This is a genomic window from Rhodococcus sp. C-2, from assembly GCF_027854095.1.
GTDB classification, from domain to species: Bacteria; Actinomycetota; Actinomycetes; order Mycobacteriales; family Mycobacteriaceae; genus Rhodococcus_F; species Rhodococcus_F qingshengii.
In genome coordinates, this window is sequence record NZ_JAQGFI010000001.1 from 220104 (window position 1) to 241451 (window position 21348).

The 21348-nt window shown below is 63.8% G+C and carries 20 protein-coding genes; 6 read left to right on the forward strand and 14 right to left on the reverse strand.

What is annotated here, in order from left to right; all coding sequences use genetic code 11:
* Window positions 1-12: 12 nt before the first annotated feature.
* On the reverse strand, window positions 13-2265 hold the full coding sequence (gene scpA, locus PCS43_RS00900; RefSeq protein WP_042449118.1) for a methylmalonyl-CoA mutase: 2253 nt from the start codon (window positions 2263-2265) through the stop codon (window positions 13-15).
* Window positions 2262-4157 carry a methylmalonyl-CoA mutase small subunit gene (gene mutA, locus PCS43_RS00905; protein WP_054188231.1) on the reverse strand — a complete coding sequence of 632 codons (1896 nt, stop codon included), beginning with the start codon at window positions 4155-4157 and terminating at the stop codon, window positions 2262-2264. Before mutA ends, scpA begins: the two co-directional genes overlap by 4 nt.
* Before the next feature lie 423 nt (window positions 4158-4580).
* Between mutA and PCS43_RS00910 the strand changes: the two genes are divergently transcribed.
* Genes PCS43_RS00910 through PCS43_RS00920 form a run of 3 tightly spaced genes read left to right on the forward strand, consistent with a single transcriptional unit; the run spans window position 4581 to window position 6505 of the window.
* On the forward strand, window positions 4581-5288 hold the full coding sequence (locus PCS43_RS00910) for a TVP38/TMEM64 family protein (protein ID WP_007727829.1): 708 nt from the start codon (window positions 4581-4583) through the stop codon (window positions 5286-5288).
* Between the two features lie 31 nt (window positions 5289-5319).
* Entirely contained in the window at window positions 5320-5916 is a 597-nt protein-coding gene (locus PCS43_RS00915; RefSeq protein ID WP_042449124.1) for a hypothetical protein, read from the forward strand.
* 55 nt (window positions 5917-5971) lie between these two features.
* Complete coding sequence (locus tag PCS43_RS00920; protein WP_003944797.1) at window positions 5972-6505, forward strand: hypothetical protein; 534 nt, start codon at window positions 5972-5974, stop codon at window positions 6503-6505.
* 43 nt (window positions 6506-6548) lie between these two features.
* Here the strand turns inward: PCS43_RS00920 and PCS43_RS00925 are convergent, their stop codons facing one another.
* From PCS43_RS00925 to PCS43_RS00935, 3 genes are read right to left on the reverse strand one after another with little or no spacing between them, the layout of a single operon-like run.
* The gene (locus tag PCS43_RS00925) at window positions 6549-7832 is read right to left on the reverse strand and encodes an SPFH domain-containing protein (protein WP_209908644.1); all 1284 of its coding nucleotides are present in this window, start codon (window positions 7830-7832) and stop codon (window positions 6549-6551) included.
* Window positions 7832-8263, reverse strand: a complete 432-nt coding sequence (locus tag PCS43_RS00930) for an NfeD family protein (protein WP_003944877.1) — start codon at window positions 8261-8263, stop codon at window positions 7832-7834. The genes PCS43_RS00925 and PCS43_RS00930 overlap by 1 nt, the downstream gene beginning before the upstream one ends.
* A gap of 42 nt (window positions 8264-8305) precedes the next feature.
* Window positions 8306-9133, reverse strand: a complete 828-nt coding sequence (locus PCS43_RS00935; RefSeq protein ID WP_058038784.1) for a DUF3097 domain-containing protein — start codon at window positions 9131-9133, stop codon at window positions 8306-8308.
* 67 nt (window positions 9134-9200) lie between these two features.
* On the opposite strand from PCS43_RS00935, the gene PCS43_RS00940 reads away from it, so the two are divergent.
* Entirely contained in the window at window positions 9201-9992 is a 792-nt protein-coding gene (locus PCS43_RS00940; RefSeq protein ID WP_209908641.1) for a hypothetical protein, read from the forward strand.
* Here PCS43_RS00940 and PCS43_RS00945 read toward each other — a convergent pair.
* Both PCS43_RS00945 and PCS43_RS00950 read right to left on the reverse strand, forming a co-directional pair.
* Window positions 9982-11775, reverse strand: coding sequence for an enoyl-CoA hydratase-related protein (locus PCS43_RS00945; protein WP_209908638.1), 1794 nt, complete (start codon window positions 11773-11775; stop codon window positions 9982-9984). The genes PCS43_RS00940 and PCS43_RS00945 overlap by 11 nt on opposite strands.
* Before the next feature lie 154 nt (window positions 11776-11929).
* Window positions 11930-12421 (reverse strand): hypothetical protein, encoded by a 492-nt coding sequence (locus PCS43_RS00950; RefSeq protein ID WP_003944993.1) that lies wholly within the window; start codon window positions 12419-12421, stop codon window positions 11930-11932.
* 77 nt (window positions 12422-12498) lie between these two features.
* Between PCS43_RS00950 and PCS43_RS00955 the strand changes: the two genes are divergently transcribed.
* Together PCS43_RS00955 and PCS43_RS00960 are read left to right on the forward strand one after the other, a co-directional pair.
* Complete coding sequence (locus tag PCS43_RS00955) at window positions 12499-12840, forward strand: metallopeptidase family protein (RefSeq protein ID WP_003944783.1); 342 nt, start codon at window positions 12499-12501, stop codon at window positions 12838-12840.
* 106 nt (window positions 12841-12946) lie between these two features.
* Entirely contained in the window at window positions 12947-13555 is a 609-nt protein-coding gene (locus tag PCS43_RS00960) for a transcriptional regulator (protein WP_007727873.1), read from the forward strand.
* 11 nt (window positions 13556-13566) lie between these two features.
* Here PCS43_RS00960 and PCS43_RS00965 read toward each other — a convergent pair whose 3' ends face one another.
* From PCS43_RS00965 to PCS43_RS00995, 7 genes are all read right to left on the reverse strand, one after another.
* Window positions 13567-14619, reverse strand: a complete 1053-nt coding sequence (locus PCS43_RS00965) for a ferrochelatase (protein WP_209911600.1) — start codon at window positions 14617-14619, stop codon at window positions 13567-13569.
* Between the two features lie 84 nt (window positions 14620-14703).
* Window positions 14704-15501 (reverse strand): NADH-dependent enoyl-ACP reductase InhA, encoded by a 798-nt coding sequence (gene inhA, locus PCS43_RS00970; protein ID WP_003944803.1) that lies wholly within the window; start codon window positions 15499-15501, stop codon window positions 14704-14706.
* A gap of 54 nt (window positions 15502-15555) precedes the next feature.
* A complete protein-coding gene (gene fabG1 / locus PCS43_RS00975; protein WP_007727875.1) occupies window positions 15556-16305 on the reverse strand; it encodes a 3-oxoacyl-ACP reductase FabG1 in 750 nt (249 codons plus the stop codon).
* A 70-nt stretch (window positions 16306-16375) separates the two neighbouring features.
* Window positions 16376-17356, reverse strand: a complete 981-nt coding sequence (locus PCS43_RS00980; RefSeq protein ID WP_003944878.1) for a VWA domain-containing protein — start codon at window positions 17354-17356, stop codon at window positions 16376-16378.
* On the reverse strand, window positions 17353-18345 hold the full coding sequence (locus tag PCS43_RS00985; RefSeq protein WP_209908635.1) for a DUF58 domain-containing protein: 993 nt from the start codon (window positions 18343-18345) through the stop codon (window positions 17353-17355). The genes PCS43_RS00980 and PCS43_RS00985 overlap by 4 nt, the downstream gene beginning before the upstream one ends.
* Entirely contained in the window at window positions 18342-19520 is a 1179-nt protein-coding gene (locus PCS43_RS00990) for an AAA family ATPase (protein WP_007727877.1), read from the reverse strand. Before PCS43_RS00990 ends, PCS43_RS00985 begins: the two co-directional genes overlap by 4 nt.
* 150 nt (window positions 19521-19670) lie before the next feature.
* Window positions 19671-21218, reverse strand: a complete 1548-nt coding sequence (locus tag PCS43_RS00995) for an NlpC/P60 family protein (protein ID WP_003944866.1) — start codon at window positions 21216-21218, stop codon at window positions 19671-19673.
* Window positions 21219-21348 lie beyond the last annotated feature (130 nt).

Below are 21348 nucleotides of genomic sequence, written 5' to 3' on the forward strand. Positions count from 1 at the left end.
GTGACCCCCTTCTCAGCTGTTGTCGTGACCCAGTTGGGCGGAGAGCTTCTCCAACAATCCGCTGGCAGCGTCGGCGATGACGGTTCCGGGCGGGAAGATGGCAGCAGCGCCGGCCTCGTAGAGTTCGTCGAAGTCACCGGGCGGAATGACGCCGCCGACGACGATCATGATGTCGGGACGACCGGCCGCAGCCAGAGCCTCCCGCAGCGCCGGCACCAAGGTGAGGTGACCGGCTGCCAACGACGACACACCGACTACGTGGACGTCGTTGTCGGCCGCCTGATTGGCGACCTCTTCGGGGGTCTGGAACAGCGGTCCGACGTCGACGTCGAATCCGATGTCCGCGAAGGCCGTGGAGATGACCTTCTGGCCACGGTCGTGACCGTCCTGGCCCATCTTCGCGACGAGGATGCGGGGACGACGTCCCTCGTCATCGGCGAACTTCTCGACCAGTTCCATCGCCTTGCTGATGTTGCTCACCGTTCCTGCCTCGTCGCGGTACACACCACTGATGGTGCGGATCTCGGCCTGGTGGCGTCCGTACACCTTTTCGAGGGCGTCGGAAATCTCGCCGACGGTAGCCATCGCGCGGGCGGCGACGACAGCGAGGGCGAGGAGGTTGTTCTCCATGCCGCCTTCGGTGGATGCGGCAGCTCGAGTAAGGTTCGCCAGTGCGGCCTCGACGGCTTCCGGATCACGTTCCGCGCGAAGACGAACCAACTTCTCGAGCTGTTCCTTGCGGACCTTGGAGTTCTCGACCTTGAGAACTTCGATGGTGTCGACCTCGTCGGGAACGTACTTGTTGACGCCGACGAGCGGCTGCCGACCGGAGTCGATGCGTGCCTGGGTGCGGGCGGCAGCCTCCTCGATGCGCAGCTTCGGGATGCCTTCGTTGATGGCCTGAGCCATTCCGCCGGCTTCCTCGACCTCTTCGATGTGCTTACGAGCCCGGTTGGCGAGTTCGTTGGTGAGCCACTCGACGTAGTACGAGCCACCCCACGGGTCGATGGGACGCACGGTGCCGGATTCCTGCTGCAGCAGCAACTGGGTGTTACGGGCGATGCGGGCGGAGAAGTCCGTCGGCAATGCGATCGCTTCGTCGAGTGCGTTGGTGTGCAAGGACTGAGTGTGGCCCTGGGTGGCAGCCATGGCTTCGACGCAGGTACGCGGAACGTTATTGAAGACGTCCTGCGCGGTCAGGGACCAGCCGGAGGTCTGCGAGTGGGTACGCAGCGAGAGCGACTTCGCGCTCTTGGGATCGAACTTGGCGACAAGCTCGGCCCACAGGAGGCGTCCGGCGCGGAGCTTGGCGACCTCCATGAAGAAGTTCATGCCGATTGCCCAGAAGAAGGACAGGCGAGGTGCGAACTTGTCGATGTCCATACCGGCGTCGAGGCCGGCGCGGATGTACTCGACGCCGTCGGCGAGGGTGTACGCCAGTTCCAGATCGGCCGTCGCTCCGGCTTCCTGGATGTGGTAGCCCGAGATCGAGATGGAGTTGTACTTCGGCATTTCCGCGCTGGAGTACGCGAAGATGTCCGAGATGATCCGCATCGAGGGCTTCGGCGGATAGATGTAGGTGTTACGAACCATGAACTCTTTGAGGATGTCGTTCTGGATCGTTCCGGCCAGCTTGTCCGGAGTGACACCTTGCTCGCCTGCCGCAGCGACGTACAGCGCGAGAATCGGCAGCACGGCGCCGTTCATCGTCATCGAGACCGACACCTGCGAGAGGTCGATTCCGTCGAAGAGCTGACGCATGTCGAGGATGGAATCGATTGCGACACCGGCCATTCCGACGTCACCGGCAACGCGAGGATGATCGGAGTCGTAGCCGCGGTGTGTGGCGAGGTCGAAGGCGACCGAGAGGCCCTTCTGACCGGCCGCCAGGTTACGACGGTAGAACGCATTCGACTCCGCGGCAGTGGAGAATCCGGCGTACTGGCGAATGGTCCACGGCTGGTTCACGTACATGGTCGGGTACGGACCACGCAGGAACGGCGCTGCGCCCGGGAAGCTGTCGAGCGGGTAACCCGACTCGGCGGCGGCCGTGCGGTCCGCACCGGTGTACACCGGCTTGACGTCGATGCCTTCGGGGGTGGACCAGACAACCTGCTCGGCGGCGTAGTTGTTGGCGTTGGCGCCCTCTTCGATGAGCGCCTGGGCCTGCTCGACCGACGGCGGTGTGGGTGCCGGAGACTGCGGGTCCTCGAGTGGGACCTCGGCGAAACTGCCGATCACGTGCTTGACCTCTCGTGTCGTCACTTGGAGCTTCCCGTCTCGATGAAGTCGAGCAGTTCGGTCAGAGCCGACACTGCGTCGATGCGGGCGGTGAGGAATCCGTCCGGGCGAGAATCGCCGGTCGCGTCGGCGACTGCCTTTTCCGGTCCTGCGAGCAGCACCTTGGTGATGCCGGCGGCGCGAAGTTCGGCGACGGCCGCTGCGGCGCTCTCGCCGTAGCGCTTGTCCGTGCCGCACAGCACGGCGACGGTGGCACCGGAAGCCTTGACTGCAGCGGAGATGGCTTCGGCGCCCACCTCGAGCGGGCCGGGGTTGACTGCGTCGATACCACCCGAAGCGAGCAGGTTGGACGCAAACGTGGTGCGCACGTTGTGTTCTGCAACCGAGCCCAGCGGCGCGAGAAGCGCAGTGGGACGGGCGCCGCCGGCGGCGAGGAACGCGTCCGAACGGTCACGAAGCGCTTCGAATGCAGCTGCGTAGCGGGCGACGGACTGGCCAGGCTCGACGGCTTCGGCGGACAGCGGCGTTTCGCCGAGGTTCGGGAACTCGTTGACACCGGTGACCGTGGTCTTGCGGTGTGCGATGTCGGAGTCGCGCTTGGCCTTGGTAGCGGCGATGCGACCGGAGACGATTCCCGCTTCGAGTGCCGCCAGATATCCGCCGGCTGCTTCGATTTCCTGGAAGAACTCCCACGCGGTGGCGGCGATCTGCTGTGTCAGGTCCTCGACGTACCAAGACCCGGCCGACGGATCGAGGACACGGCCCAGGTGCGACTCCTCGAGCAGGAGCAGCTGTGTGTTGCGCGCGATGCGCGAGGAGAAGGACTTGCTGACACCGAGGGTGCCGTCGGCCAGGGCGACGTCGAACGGAAGAACAGTCACTGCATCTGCTCCGCCGACGCCGGCGCCGAATGCAGCGAGGGTCGTGCGCAGCATGTTCACCCAGGGATCACGCTGAGCCATCATCGCGGCGGAGGTGACTGCGTGCTGCGGCGCTCCACCAAAATCGGAAGCTCCGCAGACCTGGGCGATGCGTGCCCATACGAGACGTGCGGCGCGGAACTTCGCGATGGTCTGGAACTGATCGTCGGTTGCCGCGTAGCGGAAAGCCAACTGCGACAACGCAGCACCGATGGTCAGGCCGCTCTGGGCGGTGAGTGCACGGAGGTACTCGAGGCCGGCGGCGATTGCGGCTCCGAGTTCTTCGGCGTCGCCGGCACCCGCGTTGTGAAAGGCCGTGCCGTCCACGGTGATCGCGTGCACGGTTTCCGCACGAGCGGCGGCGAGGGCGGCCAACTCGACTGCGCCTGCAAATTCGACGTCGGCTGCGCCGGAGAACGAACTGGTCAGCGGTGCTGCACCGAGGTGAACTCGGATACTGCTGCGATCGCTGACACCGTCGCCGGCTTCGCTGCGTGCATCGAGGAGTGAGATGAGTGCTCGGGCTGCATCGTTTGTCGCTGCGCCTGCATCGAGCGTGAGCGGTGCGAGGTCGAGAAGCACGCCCTCGAGCGCAGCGGCGAGGTCGGTGACCGGAACGCCGTCGGCGCCCACCTTCAACCAGAGTGCGCTGACTCCGTTTTCGAGGGCGTCCAGGATGGCGCGATTGGTCTCGGCCGCCGAGGCGGTTCCGAATGCAGCGGAAACCAACCAACCGGCATTGACATCACGGTGAGCGTCGACGCCACGCACGTACGGAAACGTGCCCGGCAAGCTCTGCTCGGGACGCTCGTCGCGTGGGCTGTAGAGCGGTGCGACAGTGACACCGTCGTAGGTGACGGTTTCGAGCAGTTTCTGTGGCTCGGGGCCCAGTTCTGCCGCATCGACTCTGCGGGACTTGGCGAGCACACCGGCTACGGAGCGCTGCCACTCCGCGTACGCCTGCTCGACAGCCTCGGCTTCTGAAGCTAATGACACTGTGTCCGCTCCCTCTCATTTTTTGCGTGAGCGCTTTACCGATAATCGGATTTGTTCGTTAGTTCTGTGATGCTAACCCGCGGTTGAGCCCAGATATCGTGAGGATCACGTCATGTTCTTCACAGGGCTGTTCGTGGCCACTTTCCGACCGGCCGGGCGACGTGCGGATTCGGTCGTTCGTGCACGTGTAACCGGCCCTTACCTAGCGATTGTTCAGCATGTTTGCGGGTTACCCGCGAGTTCGTTTCACTGGCCGGGACTGCAGGTGAAGGCCACTCCGAAAGCCTAGTGGTTTTCGTCACAGCGCCGTTTCATTGTCGCCTGGAGCACGTCGCTTTCCCGCCCCCGTGGCGATGTTCGACTCACGATTGCGGGTCGGCAGTCGGCCCGGTTCACCGTTCGCAGGTAGCCTTGTGACCTGTGATGGGACGCCTGCTGGACCGAAGATTGATCGCAATAGTCCTGGTAGTGCTCGCTTTGTTCCTCGCAGCCCTCCTCGCCCCACATCCCACGGTGTCCCAGGTGCGAGAGTGGGCGGACTCGGTTGGCCCGGCGTTTCCCCTCGTGTTCTTCCTGGTTCATTCGATAGTCACCGTCGCGCCGTTCCCGCGCACCGTCTTCACGCTCAGCGCGGGGGTTCTTTTCGGCTCGGTGACCGGCATCGCTCTTACCGTGGCGGCAACGACTGTGAGCGCCGTTCTGGCCCTCTACCTGGTCCGCGCCATCGGCCGCGACGTCGTGTGGCAACGGATTTCGAGTCCGACGATCCGGCGGGTGGACGAGCGGATCGAAAAGCGGGGGTGGCTGGCCGTCGGCTCTCTGCGCTTGATCGCGTTTGTCCCCTTCTCGGTGGTGAACTACTGCTGCGGCATTTCGTCGATCCGGATCGTGCCCTACATCCTTGCCACCGTCGTCGGCATCTTGCCCGGCACTGTTGGGATTGTCGTTCTGGGCGATGCGCTCTCCGGCGAAGCCGATCCTCGTCTCCTGATTCTGTCCGGGATCTGCATTGCGATCGGCATCGCCGGTCTGGTGTTCGACGCTCGCCGTCAGCCTTCACCGGGCGAAACCATCGTTGACAACGGTCAACCCCAAGAGGTTGATTTGATTGAGTCAACCCAAAACGATTGACTATTGAAAGTCAACTATCTAGCATTGACTAATGTTTGTACTGACGGTGGATCAGCGAGGTAGCCGACGGGATGTCGACCGCGTCGGGGACATCATCGACGACATGGCCGATTGCAGGCTCCTGCGGCCGTTCGAGCGCACAGCGGGCGACGAGATTCAAGCGGTGACCGACGATCCGGCGCTACTCGTCCTCGTCGCACTCGAGCTGATTCGGCGCGAGCACTGGAGTGTCGGGATCGGGATCGGTCCCGTCGAGCAGCCTCTCCCACGGCAGACCCGGGCCGGACGCGGACCGGCATTCGAAGCTGCTCGGATCGCCGTCGAGCGAGCCAAGCGAGCTCCGGCCAGAATTGCCGTCGAACAGGCGCCGGCGGATAGCTCACGCGACGAACTCGCCGCAGATGTCGATGCCGCGTTCACCTTGCTCGGAACGATCGTCACGAGACAGACGAAGGACGGACGCGAAGCCATCGCCCTGATGGACAGCGGACTCACTCAGGTCAGCGCAGCGGCCCACCTCGGAATCACCAAACAGGCCATGTCCAAGCGACTCCTGACAGCCGGGTGGCACGCAGAACTCGCCGGGCGCAGACTCGCAGAACGACTTTTGGTCAGACTCCAGCCCTAGACTGCTCACGCTCGCACCGGTACAAACTCGTCGACACAGCAGGGGGCTCGAATACATGGTCGTTCTGGCGTTGATCGCGCTCGCCGTCGCCGCCGCGGCACCAGCAGTTGCAGCGGCACTGGGACCGCTCAGTCGTGGTCGACTGGAAGTCCCCGAATGGGCGTCGTCCGTGGTGGCTCTTCCGGCGCTGGGTGTTGCCGCACTGGCATCGACCCGAACGACCCCGGTCACCGGTTTCGCTCTCGGGGCGACGCTTGTCCTGTGCGTACTTGCCGCCGCCACGGCCGGTGCACCGTTGGTACTTGCCACCTTCAAGATCGCTCGTCGCCAACCGGACGGGAGCCCGGCACCGGACGCCGGACCTCTTCGCGGCGGACGTGTGATCGGCATCCTCGAACGGCTCGCGGTGGCGGCATCGATTCTCGCAACCTGGCCGGAAGGCATCGCGATCGTCTTGGCAGTCAAGGGGCTCGCACGGTACCCGGAACTTCGCGAACCTCATGCGTCCGAGCAGTTCATCATGGGAACCTTCGTCAGTGTCCTCTGGGCGATCGCCGTATGCGGAACGGGACGGGCACTCATCACGTAGGTGATGAGTGCCCGTCCCGATCAACGTTCGCTACGAGAGGCGTCTACTGGCGCTGGCCACCCTCGGGCGGCTGCCCCTGGTACGGGTACTTCTGCTGGAAATCTTCACGCTCGGGCGGCAGCGGCAACTGACCCGGCCAAGGAATTTCGCCCTGCTGTGGCAACGCGGGATCTACGAATCCAGGCTGCTCGGGCGCACTCTCACGGCGGTGCCTGACCGCAGCTGCCGGGTCTTCGACCGGTGTGCGTGCAGCAACTTCAGCAGCGCGCACTGCTTCCGCGATAGCCGGATCGGATTTGGTCTCGAACCACTCCGCCACCTCGGCTGAATCGTCCTCAGGATTGGGAAGATTCTCTTCGGCGGCCGGCGGCTCGTACCGGAAAACGCCATCCTGCCCTTGCGCGCCAAGCGTTTTGGCAAATCCCTTCAGCGCGTCACCGAAGTCGCTGGGTACGAGCCACACCTTGTTCGCATCGCCTTGCGCCATCTGCGGCAACGTCTGAAGATACTGGTATGCAAGCAATTCCGGAGTCGGCTTACCGGACTTGATTGCAGCGAAAACCTTCTCGATGGCCTTGGCCTCGCCTTGAGCCTGCAAGTACTTGGCCGCGCGGTCACCTTGAGCGCGAAGGATCTGGGACTGACGCTCACCCTCGGCGTTCAGGATCGAGGCCTGCTTGTTTCCCTCGGCAGAAAGAATCTGGCTCTGCTTGGCACCCTCGGCGGTCTTGATAGCGGATTCGCGGTGACCTTCAGCCGTCAGAATCATCGCGCGCTTCTCGCGGTCCGCCTTCATCTGCTTTTCCATCGACTCCTGGATCGAGGGCGGCGGATCGATGCTCTTGAGCTCGACGCGGGCCACTCGCAGGCCCCAGCGACCAGTCGCCTCGTCGAGGACACCACGAAGCTGACCGTTGATGGAATCACGCGAGGTAAGCGTCTCTTCGAGGGTCATTCCGCCGACGACGTTTCGCAGCGTGGTGGTTGCCAACTGCTCGACGGCAGCGATGTAGTTGCTGATCTCGTACACCGCAGCTTGCGGATTGGTGACCTGGAAGTACACCACCGTGTCGATGGACAGTGTCAGGTTGTCCTGGGTGATCACCGGCTGCGGTGGGAAGGAGACCACCCGCTCACGAAGATCCACCTTGGCGCGCACACGATCGGCGAACGGGATCAAGAACGTGAGCTGCCCGGACACCGTCTTCGAATACCTACCGAGCCGCTCGATCACCGCGGCTTCTGCCTGCGGTACCAGTGCTACCGACTTCGCGACCACCAAGATCACGAATAGCACCAACACACCGAGCACTATGAGTGCTGCCATTAAGGTCCCCTCCAGACGACTGCTGTTGCGCCGTTGATTTCCATCACCGTCACCTTGGTACCCGGCGGGTACACCTCGGTGGTGTCGTACGGCCTGGCAGTCCACACCTCGCCGTCCAACTTGACCTGCCCGGAATGCTCGCCCACTTCTTCCAGAACCAGAGCGTGCTTACCTTCGAGTGCCTGTATTCCGGTCGGGGTCGGCGGCGGACTACCGAAGCGACGCAACATGATCGGTCGCACGCCCAGGACGAGGGCGGCGGAGAACACTCCGAACATGACGGCGTCGACCCACACCGGGAAGTCGGTGACAGCACTGACACCGGCAGTAGCGAGCGCCCCACCGGCGAGCATCAGCAGGAAGAAATCCCCCACCAGCGCTTCGGCCCCGGCGAGCACCAGTGCTCCGATCAGCCAAATAAGTGCAGCCACAACACCATCTAACCAGAATGTGTGACCCAGGCCGCCGCTACGTCAGTTCGGCTCGGTAACGAAATCGACAAGTTGTTCGACTGCACCGATCAAAGGAGCTTCCAGATCGCGGAAGCTCTCGACCGAGTTGTAGACCCGCCGCCAGCCCTCCTGAGGTGTCCCCCAGCCCAGTTCGCGGCAGATTCCCGTCTTCCAATCCTCGCCGCGTGGAATCTTCGGCCAGGAGGCGATTCCGACAGATTTGGGACGAACGGCCTCCCACACGTCGATGTACGGGTGCCCGGTCACCAACACGTCCGGGCCGAGGCCCTGAGTCAGTTGGGTTTCCTTGGAACCGGTGACCAGGTGGTCGACCAGGACCCCGACGCGGCGGCCGGGACCAGGCCCGAATTCGGCAAGCCGCTCCCCCAGATTGTCGAGTCCTTCGAGATGTTCGACGACAACACCTTCGACGCGAAGATCGTGACCCCACACCCGCTCGACGAGCGCAGCATCGTGTACTCCCTCCACCCAGATCCGGCTGGGCAGTGCCGTGCGTGCACGTAAGCCTTCGACTCGGGTCGAACCCGAAGCCGACCGTGCGGGTTTGGTGGACGCGGGCTTGGGGGCCGGCCGTACGAGGGTGACCGGTGAGCCGTCGATGAGGAAGGCCGCCTCGCGCATCGCGAACAACCGCGTCCGGGAACGACCGTCCTCGAGCCGCACGAAATCGCCGTCGTACGTGCGCTCGAAACCGACTACCGCACCGCAGAATCCCGTCGCCGCATCCTCGACGACAAGATCACGCTCGGCCGCCACTTCAGGCGTCACGCGCTTCTGTTTGCGGGTATGACCCGCAAAAATGTCACCGTATCCGTTGCCACCGCTCACGCCGGATCACGCTAGGTCACAACGCCGGGGCCGCGCATGTCGCCACGCCGAACTAAACTTCACGGTCATGAGTTCTCCCAGCGCAACCCTCACCGTGTGGGCAGCGTCATGGCTCGCCGGCGACGCTGCGCCGGACGACGTCATCGACGCCCTTGCCGCGTGGGCACCGATGCACCTGATCGGCGCCGCCGATGCGGAAACCGCGGTCCGCCACGATCTCGAATGGCCGGGAGTCACGGCTTCCGGTGTGCCCACCCTGCTCAGAATCGCGCGCTCGGAGGCTGCCGAGGTCCGCCTGGTCCTTCCCACGGCCGGTGATGTACGTGGTCTGCCCACCGGGACCGAGTTCGCGCGCGCTGCGATCGCAACGGGTGAAGGGATACAGATCGGCGCCGTCGGCAAGCCGGGAGTCGGACTCGTGCCGTCGAAGGAAGGCCCGGACGTCTTGCGATGGACGGTCTTCTCCATTCCCACTGTGGCGGGCAGCGCCGAATCGATCGGACTCCGCGAAGCCGAATACGAACTGCGCCAAGCTGTTCGGGACGCAGCCGAGGTGCTCGGCGGGCTTCCGGCCGTAGCCACCGGAATACCTGGAAACGACGCTCGTACGCTGGTCGCCGAAGCCCTGCAGGCACAGGCCGGACACCGCTGGCCGTCGACACTGTCGCCTCGGCATTTACAGGTGATCGACACCGCCGACAACGTGGCAGCCATTCTTACCGTGGCTGCGGCGGTATCGACCAATCAGGCCCCGAGCGTGTCCACTGCGCAGAGGCGTGACGACCTGCTGCGACGACTGTGGGACGTTGTTCGCACTGCCCGTGTCGCGTCGGCGAACAGCGTGTCGATCAGAGCTTGAGCACGAAGTTCCGGCGTTTCTCGGCAAACCCGTTGCGGTCACCGAACATGTCGATCTTCATCTCTTCGAGCTCACGCTCCTCGTAAGGCTCCACCGGATCACGTTCCAGTCGAAGACGTTTGCGCTCCAGCATCGATTCCAGCCGATCTCCTTCGAGCAAGTCGGTGGCGACCTCGCGCAACCACGCCTCGAACAGATCCGGCCGCCTGGGGCCGATCGCGTCGACAAGTCCGATGTCCAAGGCTCGACGGATGCCTATCGCACTGCACTCGGCCAGCAGACTGCGGGCCTGCTCCTCGCCGACCCGAGCCGGAAGTGTGTACGTGTGCAGTTCCGAGCCGAACAGGCCCATCGTGGCGTAATGAGGATTGAGAACCACACCGTCCCTGGCCACGACTACGTCGGCTCCAAGCGGGAGCATGACCCCGCCGGCACCGGCGTTGCCTGTGAATGCCGCCACCACAACCTGTTCCGTACAGGTGACGATCGCTTTCGCGATCTCGTTGATGGCTTTGATGTTGGCCCACGCTTCTCCGGCTTGATCCGACGCGGCCTCGATGACGTTGAGGTGGATACCGTTGCTGAATCTGTCGTAGTCACCCGTCAGGACAAGGATCTTGGTGTCCTGCGCGATCGCCCAGCGGAGCCTGGAGGCCAGTCGCGCGCATTGCTTCGTACTCATCGCACCGTTGTAGAAGCGGAACGAGATATATCCGATTTCGCCGTCGCGGTGATAGTCGGTCTCGGGGTAACGACTCTCCCAGACCTGTGGAACGAACACGTCCGGACGTACGACCGCGGTCGACGGAAGTTTGACATTGCCGGCGCCGACGAGCCGCGCATGTCCGATCCAAACGGAGCCCGCACCGGTGGCAACACGTATTGCCTGGTGGAAGTACTCGACGATGGTGCCGGGCGCTGCATCGACGTGGGTATCGAGGTGAGCGTCGTAGACGTAGACCCGGTCGAGCCCCAACTGAACGGCGATGCCGGGAAACCCGTCGGCGGCGTTGACGGCGCGAACGATGCTCGACGCGTCTTCCTCCCAGCTGAAAACGCGATCGGCCTGTTTCACGCTCGGCCGCGATCGGGTCGAAGCCACGGGCCGCGCAACTCGGTCCGATGGGATCGCCTGGAAGTCAGGAGTACGGAAATGTTCGACGACCTCCGTAATGCACTCCATCGCCGCGTCGGTGACTTCCTCGTTGTATACCGAGGATTTGGTTGCCCCGTTCCGGAGTTCGAACGTCCGCCAGGCCCACACCGCTCCGGCGTCGAGTTCCTCAGCGGCCTGCAATGCCGTGACACCCCAGATTGGTTCGCCATCGGTTATCGCCCAGTCCAGCGACGACGGCCCGCGATCTCCGGGCGGGCCGGGATGGATGATGATCGTCGTCCACCGCTGCCAAACAGATTCCGGGACATAAACTTTCAAGAACGGGCAGATGACGAGGTCAAAATCTCCCGCAGAAGTCGCGGCCAGCACTGCGTCCGCGTCGGCGACGACGGCTGTACGGACTTGGTGTCCCGCCTCGCGAAGAACAAGACCGGCCCGCTGCGAGAGACCGTTGTCGGAGGTGACGAGAAGAAGCACGCTCAACGGTGGCGCGAAGGTCGTACGTGGGCGTGAGCGCCGGAACAGCGCCGCCGTCGCCGCTCGCAGACGGCCCCTGCCCGATACACCTTCACGTAGCTTAGCCGTTGCTACATCGCTGGAAATAGCCACAGAAGTCGTGAGCGCGGCCGATTTGGGCATCGGTCGTACTTCGGGGGTCGAAACCATGAATTCCTGCTCGCATGCTCGGGTATCTGCAGCGCAGACCAGGCTCCCCCCAGAGCAGGACCGACGCACCGATAGATTGATTGAGGTACTTAGGGACTTTATACCTACCGTCGGTTTGTTTCAATAGCTATTTTCAAGCAAACCGTTTGATCGATCAACCCACAGTCTTGTGATTGATCGCGATATGGCGGTCGATGCGAATATGTTCATCCAGCGTCGGGTAGCGCAAACCGGTGTCCTGGCTGTACCCCTGACGGCGCAACCAATCCAGGACGTCGCCCCAGAACCAGATCCCCCCGGCAACCGAGTTGTACGGAATCGGGAAAGGCGTAGCCGCCTGCCGGACCCCTCGCACCCACTGCCCGACAGCTTGCCGCGTCACCCCCGCACGGTCGGCAATGTCCTGACGTGACACCAGATCGGGATGTGTCCGCTGGGGACGCACGCCTGCAGCCACCAACTGGTCCACCACGGTGATAGCCGTTGTCGCCGCTCGCATACCTTCCGAGGTGAGCGTCAGCAGCTGCAGCCCGCGTCGGTCCTCGACCCTTCCGCCCAAGCTCTCTTCGATCGCCTGCTCTTGCGAGACTGTCAGCATCTGAACGATGAATGTGAATTCGTAACGGTGATAGAGGTCTTCGGCCACGCAATGAACATAGCCGTAAGCTGCACTGTTTCCACATGGACACACCCGGATCCCGCCCCCGCACGCACAATGGGTAGATGATCGACGTGGACGACAGCCAGTTCGAGGACATGGTCAAGCGGGCGCTCGACAGCCTGCCACCGAAATTGGGTGCGGAGATGGCCAATGTCGCAGTGACCGTTCAACTCGAAGGTGGACGACCGGGGCTACTCGGGCTGTATCAGGGCATCCCACTGACCAAGAGAACCACCACGTACGCCGGCGTCCTTCCCGACCGCATCACGATCTACCGCAGGGCCATCTGTGCGATCTGCAGCACCGAAGACGAGGTGATCGAGCAAGTTCGCCGAACAGTGATCCACGAAATCGGCCACCACTTCGGGATCGGAGATCCCCGGTTGCGTGAACTCGGATGGTGACAACCGACTCATCTACAAGTCGGAAATCAGCTAGAGGTTGATAAACGGCGAATTGTCATGTCAGCTGTACCAAGCCCGCAACAATTGAACACTTACAGGAGTTCGCATGGTCAATTTGATCCAGATCGCCCCGAAGAATGCCCCGACGTTCGCGATGAGCCGACAGAAGGCCGCAGAACTGCTGGGCATCTCGGTCGACAGCGTCGCGTTTCTCCTCAAGTCTCGCTATCTCCCGGATCTGGACGCCGGTCGGTTGATCAAGATGGCCAACCAGCCTTGGTTGTACTCGGACGGCGACTTTCCCGTCCTTCAGCAGGGCGCATCCGAACTTGCCCCCAAGAAGATGCTGCCCGCACGTAAGTACATCGGCGAGAGCGCAATTCACTCCGACGCCGAATGCGTGGAGGCCAACCAGGGGCAGTGGGCGGGATTCAACGTCGACCATGTGCTCGGCGCCCGCTTCCTGCCTGTGACGCTGCGCAAGTTTCCGGTGTCGGTGCTGCAGATCCACGACGTCAACGACGACGACGAAGAACGCGTCTCGTTTGTCGCGACCCTCGCCGGGCGAGTCCGCGAACTGGGCGCGCCCGAACTCAACTACATAGACCCGTCACTGAGCCCCGAGGATCGACAGATCGTCGAGACGCTCCTCACCTCGCGCAGCACGTCCACCGTTCCCGGGCCCTGCGGAAAGCTCAAGCATCCGAACACCTGAGCGTCGGACCGTCAGCGGGGACGCTGAACGGCCGCGCAGCAATTGACTGCACACGAGAGACCGTTGGTGGTCGAGCCGAGCAGCGGCTCGACCCCCAGTCGCAGTGGCTGCTCGGCCTCGGCCAGTTCCCGAACGAGCGTGGGCACCAGCTGCGCGAAACGCTGATCGCGGCCGGGCGTTGCTGCCCGAACGAAATCCATCCCGAGTTCGGCTGCCTTGTCCTTGGCCTCGGTGTCCAGGTCCCACACCACTTCGAGGTGATCGGAGACGAAACCGACGGGGCACACGATCACGGCGCGAACATCCTTGGCGGACAACGTATCCAGGTGATCACAGATGTCGGGGTCCAGCCACGGAACCTGCGGCGGGCCTGATCGCGACTGCCACACCAGATCGAAATCCTCGACGCCGACGGCCTCGGCAACCAACTTCGCGGCCTCGGCGACCTGTCGACTGTAGAGGTTTCCGCCCTCTGCCGGCGGCCCTGCATTGCGGTCTGCGGCACTCGGTACCGAATGCGCGGTGAACACCAGGCGCGCAGTATCGCGAGTCGCTTCGGGCAACTCTGCGCGGGCCGCGCGCACACCGTCGGCGAACGCGCCGACGACCAGCGGATGGTCGTAGTACTGGCGAAGTTTTGTCAGCGTCGGTGCGCCGTCACCGACCGCCTCACGGGCACGGGCGATGTCCTCGTGGTACTGCCGACATCCGGAGTAACCACCCCACGCCGACGTGGCGAACACGGCGGCGTTGCGGACACCGTCCTCGCGCATCTTGGCAACGGTGTCTTCGACCATCGGGTGCCAGTTGCGGTTGCCGAAGTACACGGGCAAATCCACGCCGGCTGCTGCCAGCTCACCTCCGACCCGTTCGATCAGGTCTCGGTTGAGCGCGTTGATGGGCGAAACTCCACCGAAATGCATGTAGTGCTCGACGACAGCGTCGAGCCGCTCCGGTGGCACTCCCCTACCGCGCGTGACGTTTTCGAGGAACGGCCGTACGTCTTCGGGTTTTTCGGGACCGCCGAACGACAAAACGAGAAGAGCATCGAACTGCATGTCCATACTTACGGTCATGAGTTCAATCTTGCGCGATGCCGTTCGGCGGGAGTCACCCGGGTACTCACCTGCGTAGTAGAAGGGGTGCTACTAGCCGACCATCGCGTGGAAGCCGCCGTCGACGTAGATGATCGACGCGGTCGTGCCGGGCAACCAATCCGAGAGAACGGTGCAGACCGTTTTGGCGACCGGCTCGCGATCGTCGACGTCCCAGCCGATGGGCGCAGCACCGTCCCATGCGGTGTTCAGCTTGTCCAACTCCGCGCCCGGACCGGTGCTGTCACCGGCAATGGCCTTGGCGGCCAAGGTCTTGATCGGGCCGGAGGACACCAGGTTCGAGCGGATGCCGCGGACGCCGACCTCTTTGGCCACGTACCGATTGACGGCCTCGAGGGTCGCCTTGGAGACACCCATCCAGTTGTAGAACGGCATCGCGCGCGCCGGATCGAAGTCCATACCGACGATGGACGCGTTGTCGTTGAGCACCGGCAGCAAGGCCTTGGCCAGTGCGCTGTACGAGTAGGCGGACACCTCGAGTGCGACCGCCACGTCTTCCCACGGCGCGTCCATGAACGGGCTTCCCAGGCAGGAGCGGGGAGCGAAGCCGATCGAGTGGACGACGCCGTCGATACCCTCGGGAGCCAGCTCGCGCACACGCTCGGCGAGAGATGCGAGATCCTCCGAGCTCTGGACGTTGAGCGAGATTGCCGGCGGCACGGGCTGCGGCAGTCGCTGGGCGATGCGATCGATGAGGCGCAGACGATCGAATCCGGTGATCAGTACCTTCGCGCCCTGCTCCTGCGCGACCTTGGCCACGTGGAACGCGATCGACGAATCGGTGATGATGCCGGTGACAAGAATGGTCTTACCCTCGAGCAAGCCGCCCATGAGATGTCCTCCTGATTTCAGACGTACGAGAAAGGTGTGTGTGCGAAAAGCGGGTCAGTGCCCCATGCCGAGTCCGCCGTCGACGGGGATGACCGCACCCGAGACGTAGGCCGAATCGTCGGAGGCGAGGAAACTGACAACTGCTGCAACATCTTCCGGCTTTCCGGTCCGCTGCAACGGGATGAACTCGGTGGCCTTGTCCTTGACGTCGTCGCCCAGTGCTGCCGTCATGTCGGTCTCGATGAACCCGGGAGCGACGACGTTGGCGGTGATCGAACGTGAGCCGAGTTCCCTTGTCAGGGAACGAGCGATACCGACGATGCCTGCTTTGGACGCGGCGTAGTTGACCTGGCCGGCTTGACCTGCCAGACCCACCACAGAGCCGAGGAAGATGAACCGTCCGAAACGCGCGCGCAGCATCGACCGGGTCGCACGCTTCGAGAGGCGGAACGTACCGGTGAGGTTCGCGTCGACGACGCTCGTGAACTGCTCTTCGCTCATTCGCATGATCAGTGTGTCGTCGGTGACGCCGGCATTGGCGACGATGACCTCGACCGGCCCCTGGTGCGCTTCGACCTCTTTGAATGCACGGTCGATCGACTCGGTGTCGGTGACGTCGCACACGACGCCGAACAACCCTTCGGGGACACCGGAACCGCGGTGCGTGACGGCTACCTTGTGGCCGTCTGCGGCGAGCCGCTGAGCGACGGCCAAGCCGATTCCGCGGTTACCGCCGGTGACGAGCACCGAGCGCGGTGTGGTGACGGTCCGTTCGGAAACCACTGTCGTGGGAGGGGTAGACATGGCGATCAACCTATCAATTCTCTGCGGGCCGCGTACCAGCGGTATTTGGACAATTCGGAACTGCTCTCGATCAGGGCAGACGCTGCCTGCGTACCAGGGCAATCGTCAGACCAGCGGTCGCGAACACGACGCCGAGAACCAACCACGGTCGACTCGCATCGCCTCGTGTCGTCTCGAAACCGATCTGCTCTTCGAGCGTGTCGTACACCTGGCGCAGTTCTTCGAGGCTCGATGCCGTGAAGAAACTTCCGCCGGAAAGGTTGGCGATCTCCTTCAATGACGCGTCGTCGACCGGGACGGGGATTCGGTCTCCTTCGATCTCGACTCGCCCGTATGTCGTTCCGAAGGAAATGGTCGAGATCGGAACGCCCTTGTCCTTGGCCTGACGGGCAGCGGTGAATCCGCCCCGCGGATCGTCCGAGTTTTCGGGAACGGTCTGCTTACCGTCGGACAGCAACACGATGCGCGCCGGTGGCGCCTGATCGCTGCCGCCGAGAACAGCCGACAGCGTGTCGATCGACTGCAACGAGGTGAAGATCGCTTCGCCCGTCGCCGTTCGCTCACTGAGCTTGAGGTTGTCGATGGCGACCTTCGTCGCGTCACGATTCGTGGTGGGCGACACCAGAACCGAAGCCGTTCCGGCAAATGCGACCAACCCGAGGTTGATGCCGGGAGTCAGACCGTCGGCGAACGACTTCGCAGCTTCCTGCGCTGCTGCCAATCGCGTCGGCTCGACGTCGGTGGCCTGCATCGACAGCGACACGTCGATCACGAGGATCACCGTGGCGCGGTTTCGCGGGACCTTCTTGTCTGCCGTCGGACCGGCAAGGGCGACGGTGAAGAACACCAATGCGATGACCATCAGAATCGCCGGAATATGACGCCACCGCCCGGGCCGCGAAGGCGCGACCTTCTCCAGTAGCGCGAAGTTCGTGAACCGAAGTGTGTGCTTGGCCCGCTGCTTCTGCACGAGTACGTAACCGACCACCAACGCGGCGATGACAGCGAGGAACAGCAGCCACCACGGTGCGGTGAATTGAGAAAGACTCACGAACGAACGCCCCCAGTTCCGGCGCCGGCACCATAACTGTGTCGGCGTGCCGAGATGAATCTCACGACGTCGGCAATCCAGTCCCGATCGGTGTGCAGGGACATGAGCGGTGCGCCGCAACGACGTAGAGCTTGCCTGACCTCGACGCGGTGCTCGGCGGCGACTCTGGCGAAGTCGGCGCGCAATTGCGGCGTCGTGGTGAATTCTCTGGTCCGGCCGGACTCGGGATCGTGGAGCACCACGTCGCCCACGTCGGGCAGTTCGAGGTCTCGCGGATCGACCACTTCGACACCGAGCACGTCGTGCCGTCCTGAAATGGCGCGCAGCGAGCGTTCCCAGTCGATCGGTCCGAGGAAGTCACTGATGACCACCGCCAGTCCGCGCCGACGCTGTGGGCGTCTGAGCGCTTCGATCGCGCCGACCAGATCACCGCGTACCCCGTCCGGCGCGTGCGGAGTCGTCGCGATCTTGCGGAGCATCGCCTGTGCGTGAATTCGCCCACCGCGGGCCGGAATTCGAGTTGTCTGTGCGCCGGTCGAGATGATGGCGCCGACGCGGTTACCGCCCGAACTGGTCAGGTGAGTGATCGCCGCGGCTGCGGCGACGACCAGGTCGCGCTTCTCGCATCCGGCGGTCCCGAAGTCGAGACTTGCGGACAAGTCGATGACGAGCCACGTCTCGAGCTCACGATCTGCGACCGACTGACGCACGTGTGGGTGCGTCGTCCGTGCGGTGACGGACCAGTCCATCTGCCGCACGTCGTCGCCCGGCTGATACTCGCGGGCATCTCCCGGCTCCGAACCCGGACCGGGAATCAGGCCGAGATGATCGCCGTGCAGCACACCGTCGAGGCGGCGGCGAACCGTCAGCTCGAGGGTGCGCAGCGCAGCGGTGAGTTTGGGGTCGCTGAGCTCGCCGGATCGGAACGACGGCGGAGAACCGGTGGATCCGGCGGGTGTCGCCCGGCCACCGTCGCGGCCTTCGGTCACTGCGGGCGACTCATCGTCTCAGCGGTCGCGATCGGCGCGCCGTTGCCCTGCGGATTAGCTGTGCCCGGTGCGTTGAACTGCGGTGCCTGCGGTGCGCCCTGCTGGGGCGGTCCGGGAACGGTAGGAACCGGCCGCGCGGCGATCTGCGGCAGTCCGACGGTCTGCAGCACCCGGGCGATGACGGCGTCGGGAGTCACCTCGTCGGCCATGGCGTCGTAGGAAAGAACGAGACGGTGACGCAACACGTCCGGGATCACCTCGATGACGTCCTGCGGCACTACGTAGTCGCGCCCGCGGACGAGAGCGAGGGCCCGCGACGCGGCGATGATGCCGAGCGTCGCGCGGGGTGAGGCGCCGTACGCGATCCAGCCGGCGACGTCCTCGAGTCCGACCTCACGCGGCGTACGCGTGGCGGCGATGACCCGGACAACGTAATCGACGAGCGCGTGGTGAACGAAGACGTTGCTGGCGACGCGTTGGAGCCTGACCAACTCCTCCGGACCGAGGATCTGGTGCGGCTCCGGGGCCGCGACGCCCATCCGGTAGACGATTTCGCGTTCTTCCTCCACTGTCGGGTAATCGACGAGGATCTTGAACAGGAAGCGGTCGCGCTGCGCCTCGGGGAGCGGGTAGACACCCTCGTTCTCGATGGGGTTCTGCGTCGCCATCACCAGGAACGGATCGGGCATGTGGTACCGCTTGCCACCGATCGAGACGTGGCGTTCTGCCATCACCTCGAGGAGCGCGGACTGCACCTTGGCCGGGGCACGGTTGATCTCGTCGGCCAACACGAAGTTGGCGACGACGGGGCCGAGTTCGGTGTCGAACTCCTCGCGGCCCTGACGGTAGATGCGCGTGCCGATCAGGTCGGTGGGCACCAGGTCCGGGGTGAACTGGACGCGGGAGAACGAACCGCCGACGACCTTCGCGAAAGTCTCGACGGCCAGCGTCTTGGCGACACCGGGTACGCCTTCGAGGAGGACGTGCCCCTTGGCGAGAAGTCCGACGAGAATGCGCTCGACAAGCCGGTCCTGCCCGACGATGACTCGCTTGACCTCGTAAATCGCTCGTTCCAAGGTCTGAACGTCGGCTGCCAGGGAAGGTGCTGCTCCGTCCGCACTTCCACTCGCCTTGCTTACGTCGACCGTTCCGACCGAATCTTCACGTGAGGTCACCAAGAATCCATCGCTTTCACCTAGAAAAGTACCGACAGTAACGTGTTCCCCGTCAACTATTCCAGGTAGTTGCGCTCGATGCCGTAACACCACGTCGGGAACTTGATACTTCCCTGACAATGCGGGTGTCAGCGGCATTTCCTCTGACGGTCAGGACACCAGTCGGACGGCGTACGGCGTCATTCCGCCCCACCGAACCGGTGAGACCATGACACTCGAACCGGATTGTGGTGCCTCGAGCATCTGACCGTTACCGAGGTAGAGCGCCACGTGTTGGCTGGCGTTGGGGCCGTAGAAGATCATGTCGCCGCGCTTCATCTCCGAAGACGGAACCTGAGTGCCTGCGGTGTACTGATAGCCGGTGTAGTGCGGCAGCGAGATCCCGATGCCGGCAAAGGCATAAATCATCAAGCCGGAGCAGTCGAACCCGACCTTGTTGAAGTCGCCGTAACTGTCAGCGACGCCGCCGTCACGGATGCCTCGCGTCGGACCGTTCTCGTCGCCGCCGCCCCAGGCATACTGCACGCCTAGCTGAGACATTCCGCGGTCGATGACGGATTCGATTGCAGCGCTTCCGGTGACGGAAGGCTTCGGAGTGGTGGGTTTCGGCGTCGTCGGCTTCGGGGTGGTGGGCTTGGGCGTCGTGACCGTTTCCTCGTCGGTGCCGGTCTCTTCGTCCGTGCCTGTTTCCTCGTCGGTCCCTGTTTCTTCGTCAGTCCAGGTGTCGTCGTCGTCCGGGATGACGGTCGGAGTCGGGTCTTCGACCGCGGTGTGCGGACGCTGGGCCGCTGCCAGTGCGGCAGCTCGATCCTTGGCTGCCTGGTCGGCTGCGGCACGGGCGGCGGCCTGAGCGGCCGCTTCCTTGGCAGCGGCTTCGAGAGCCTTCTGATGAGCTTCCTCGGCACGGCGCTGTTCGTCCCAGGTCGCGTATGCCTGGCGTTGACCCTGCAAGCCGGCGACGGCGTTGCGGGCGGCGTCGAGCTGAGCCTGGGCAGAGTTGCGCTCGGCTTCGATCGCGGCCTTCTTGGCTACCTGCTGATCGAGAGCGTTGCGCGCGATCTGAATCGCTTGCTCCGCCAGATCCTTCAGCTGCGCGGCGACCTCGGCGGCGGCATCGGCCTGCTGCTTGGCCTGGCGGGTCGCGGAATCCTTGTTCGCCTGCTCGGTACGTGCTCGCTGGAGACCGTCGAGCACTGCACTCTGCGTATTGGCGAGAAGCTTGAGGACCTGCGCGCGGTCGAGAACGTCGCCAGGACCCTTGGCGTCGAGGAACGACGAGATCGACGCAGTATTGGTGCCCTTGACGTAGCTCGAGCGTGCGTACTTGTCGAAGTCCGTCTGAGCGACCTCGATCTGCGCCGACGCGTCCTTCAGAGCTTGTTTCGTGACTCCGACGGCCTGCGCTGCGGAGTCTGCGGCGCCGCGAGCGTTCTGCAGATCCACGAGAGTCTTGTTGACGTCTTCACGCTTGATCGCAACTTCGTTGTCGAGTGCCGACAACTGTTCGTTTGCCGATGCGACTTGATTGATGAGCGCGCTGACGGTGCCGACGCTCGACGAGACCTGCGAATCTGCCGCGGCGATATCCGAGTCACTCGGATTCGGCGGCGGTGGCGGTACGGCCGAGGACATGGCCGGCGTCCCGACGATCAGGGATCCGACGACGCCGAATCCGATGACCAGTTGCGCCAGGCGCATCGATTTACGGGAAGGACCACGACGGGACTCGCCGCCACGTGTTACTTGCCTCACAAATAACTCTCCCTCGCGTGTAACGCCACGGCCCGCTGGGTCGCCGATCCGTGCGGGGAGGGAATGCGCAGACCAA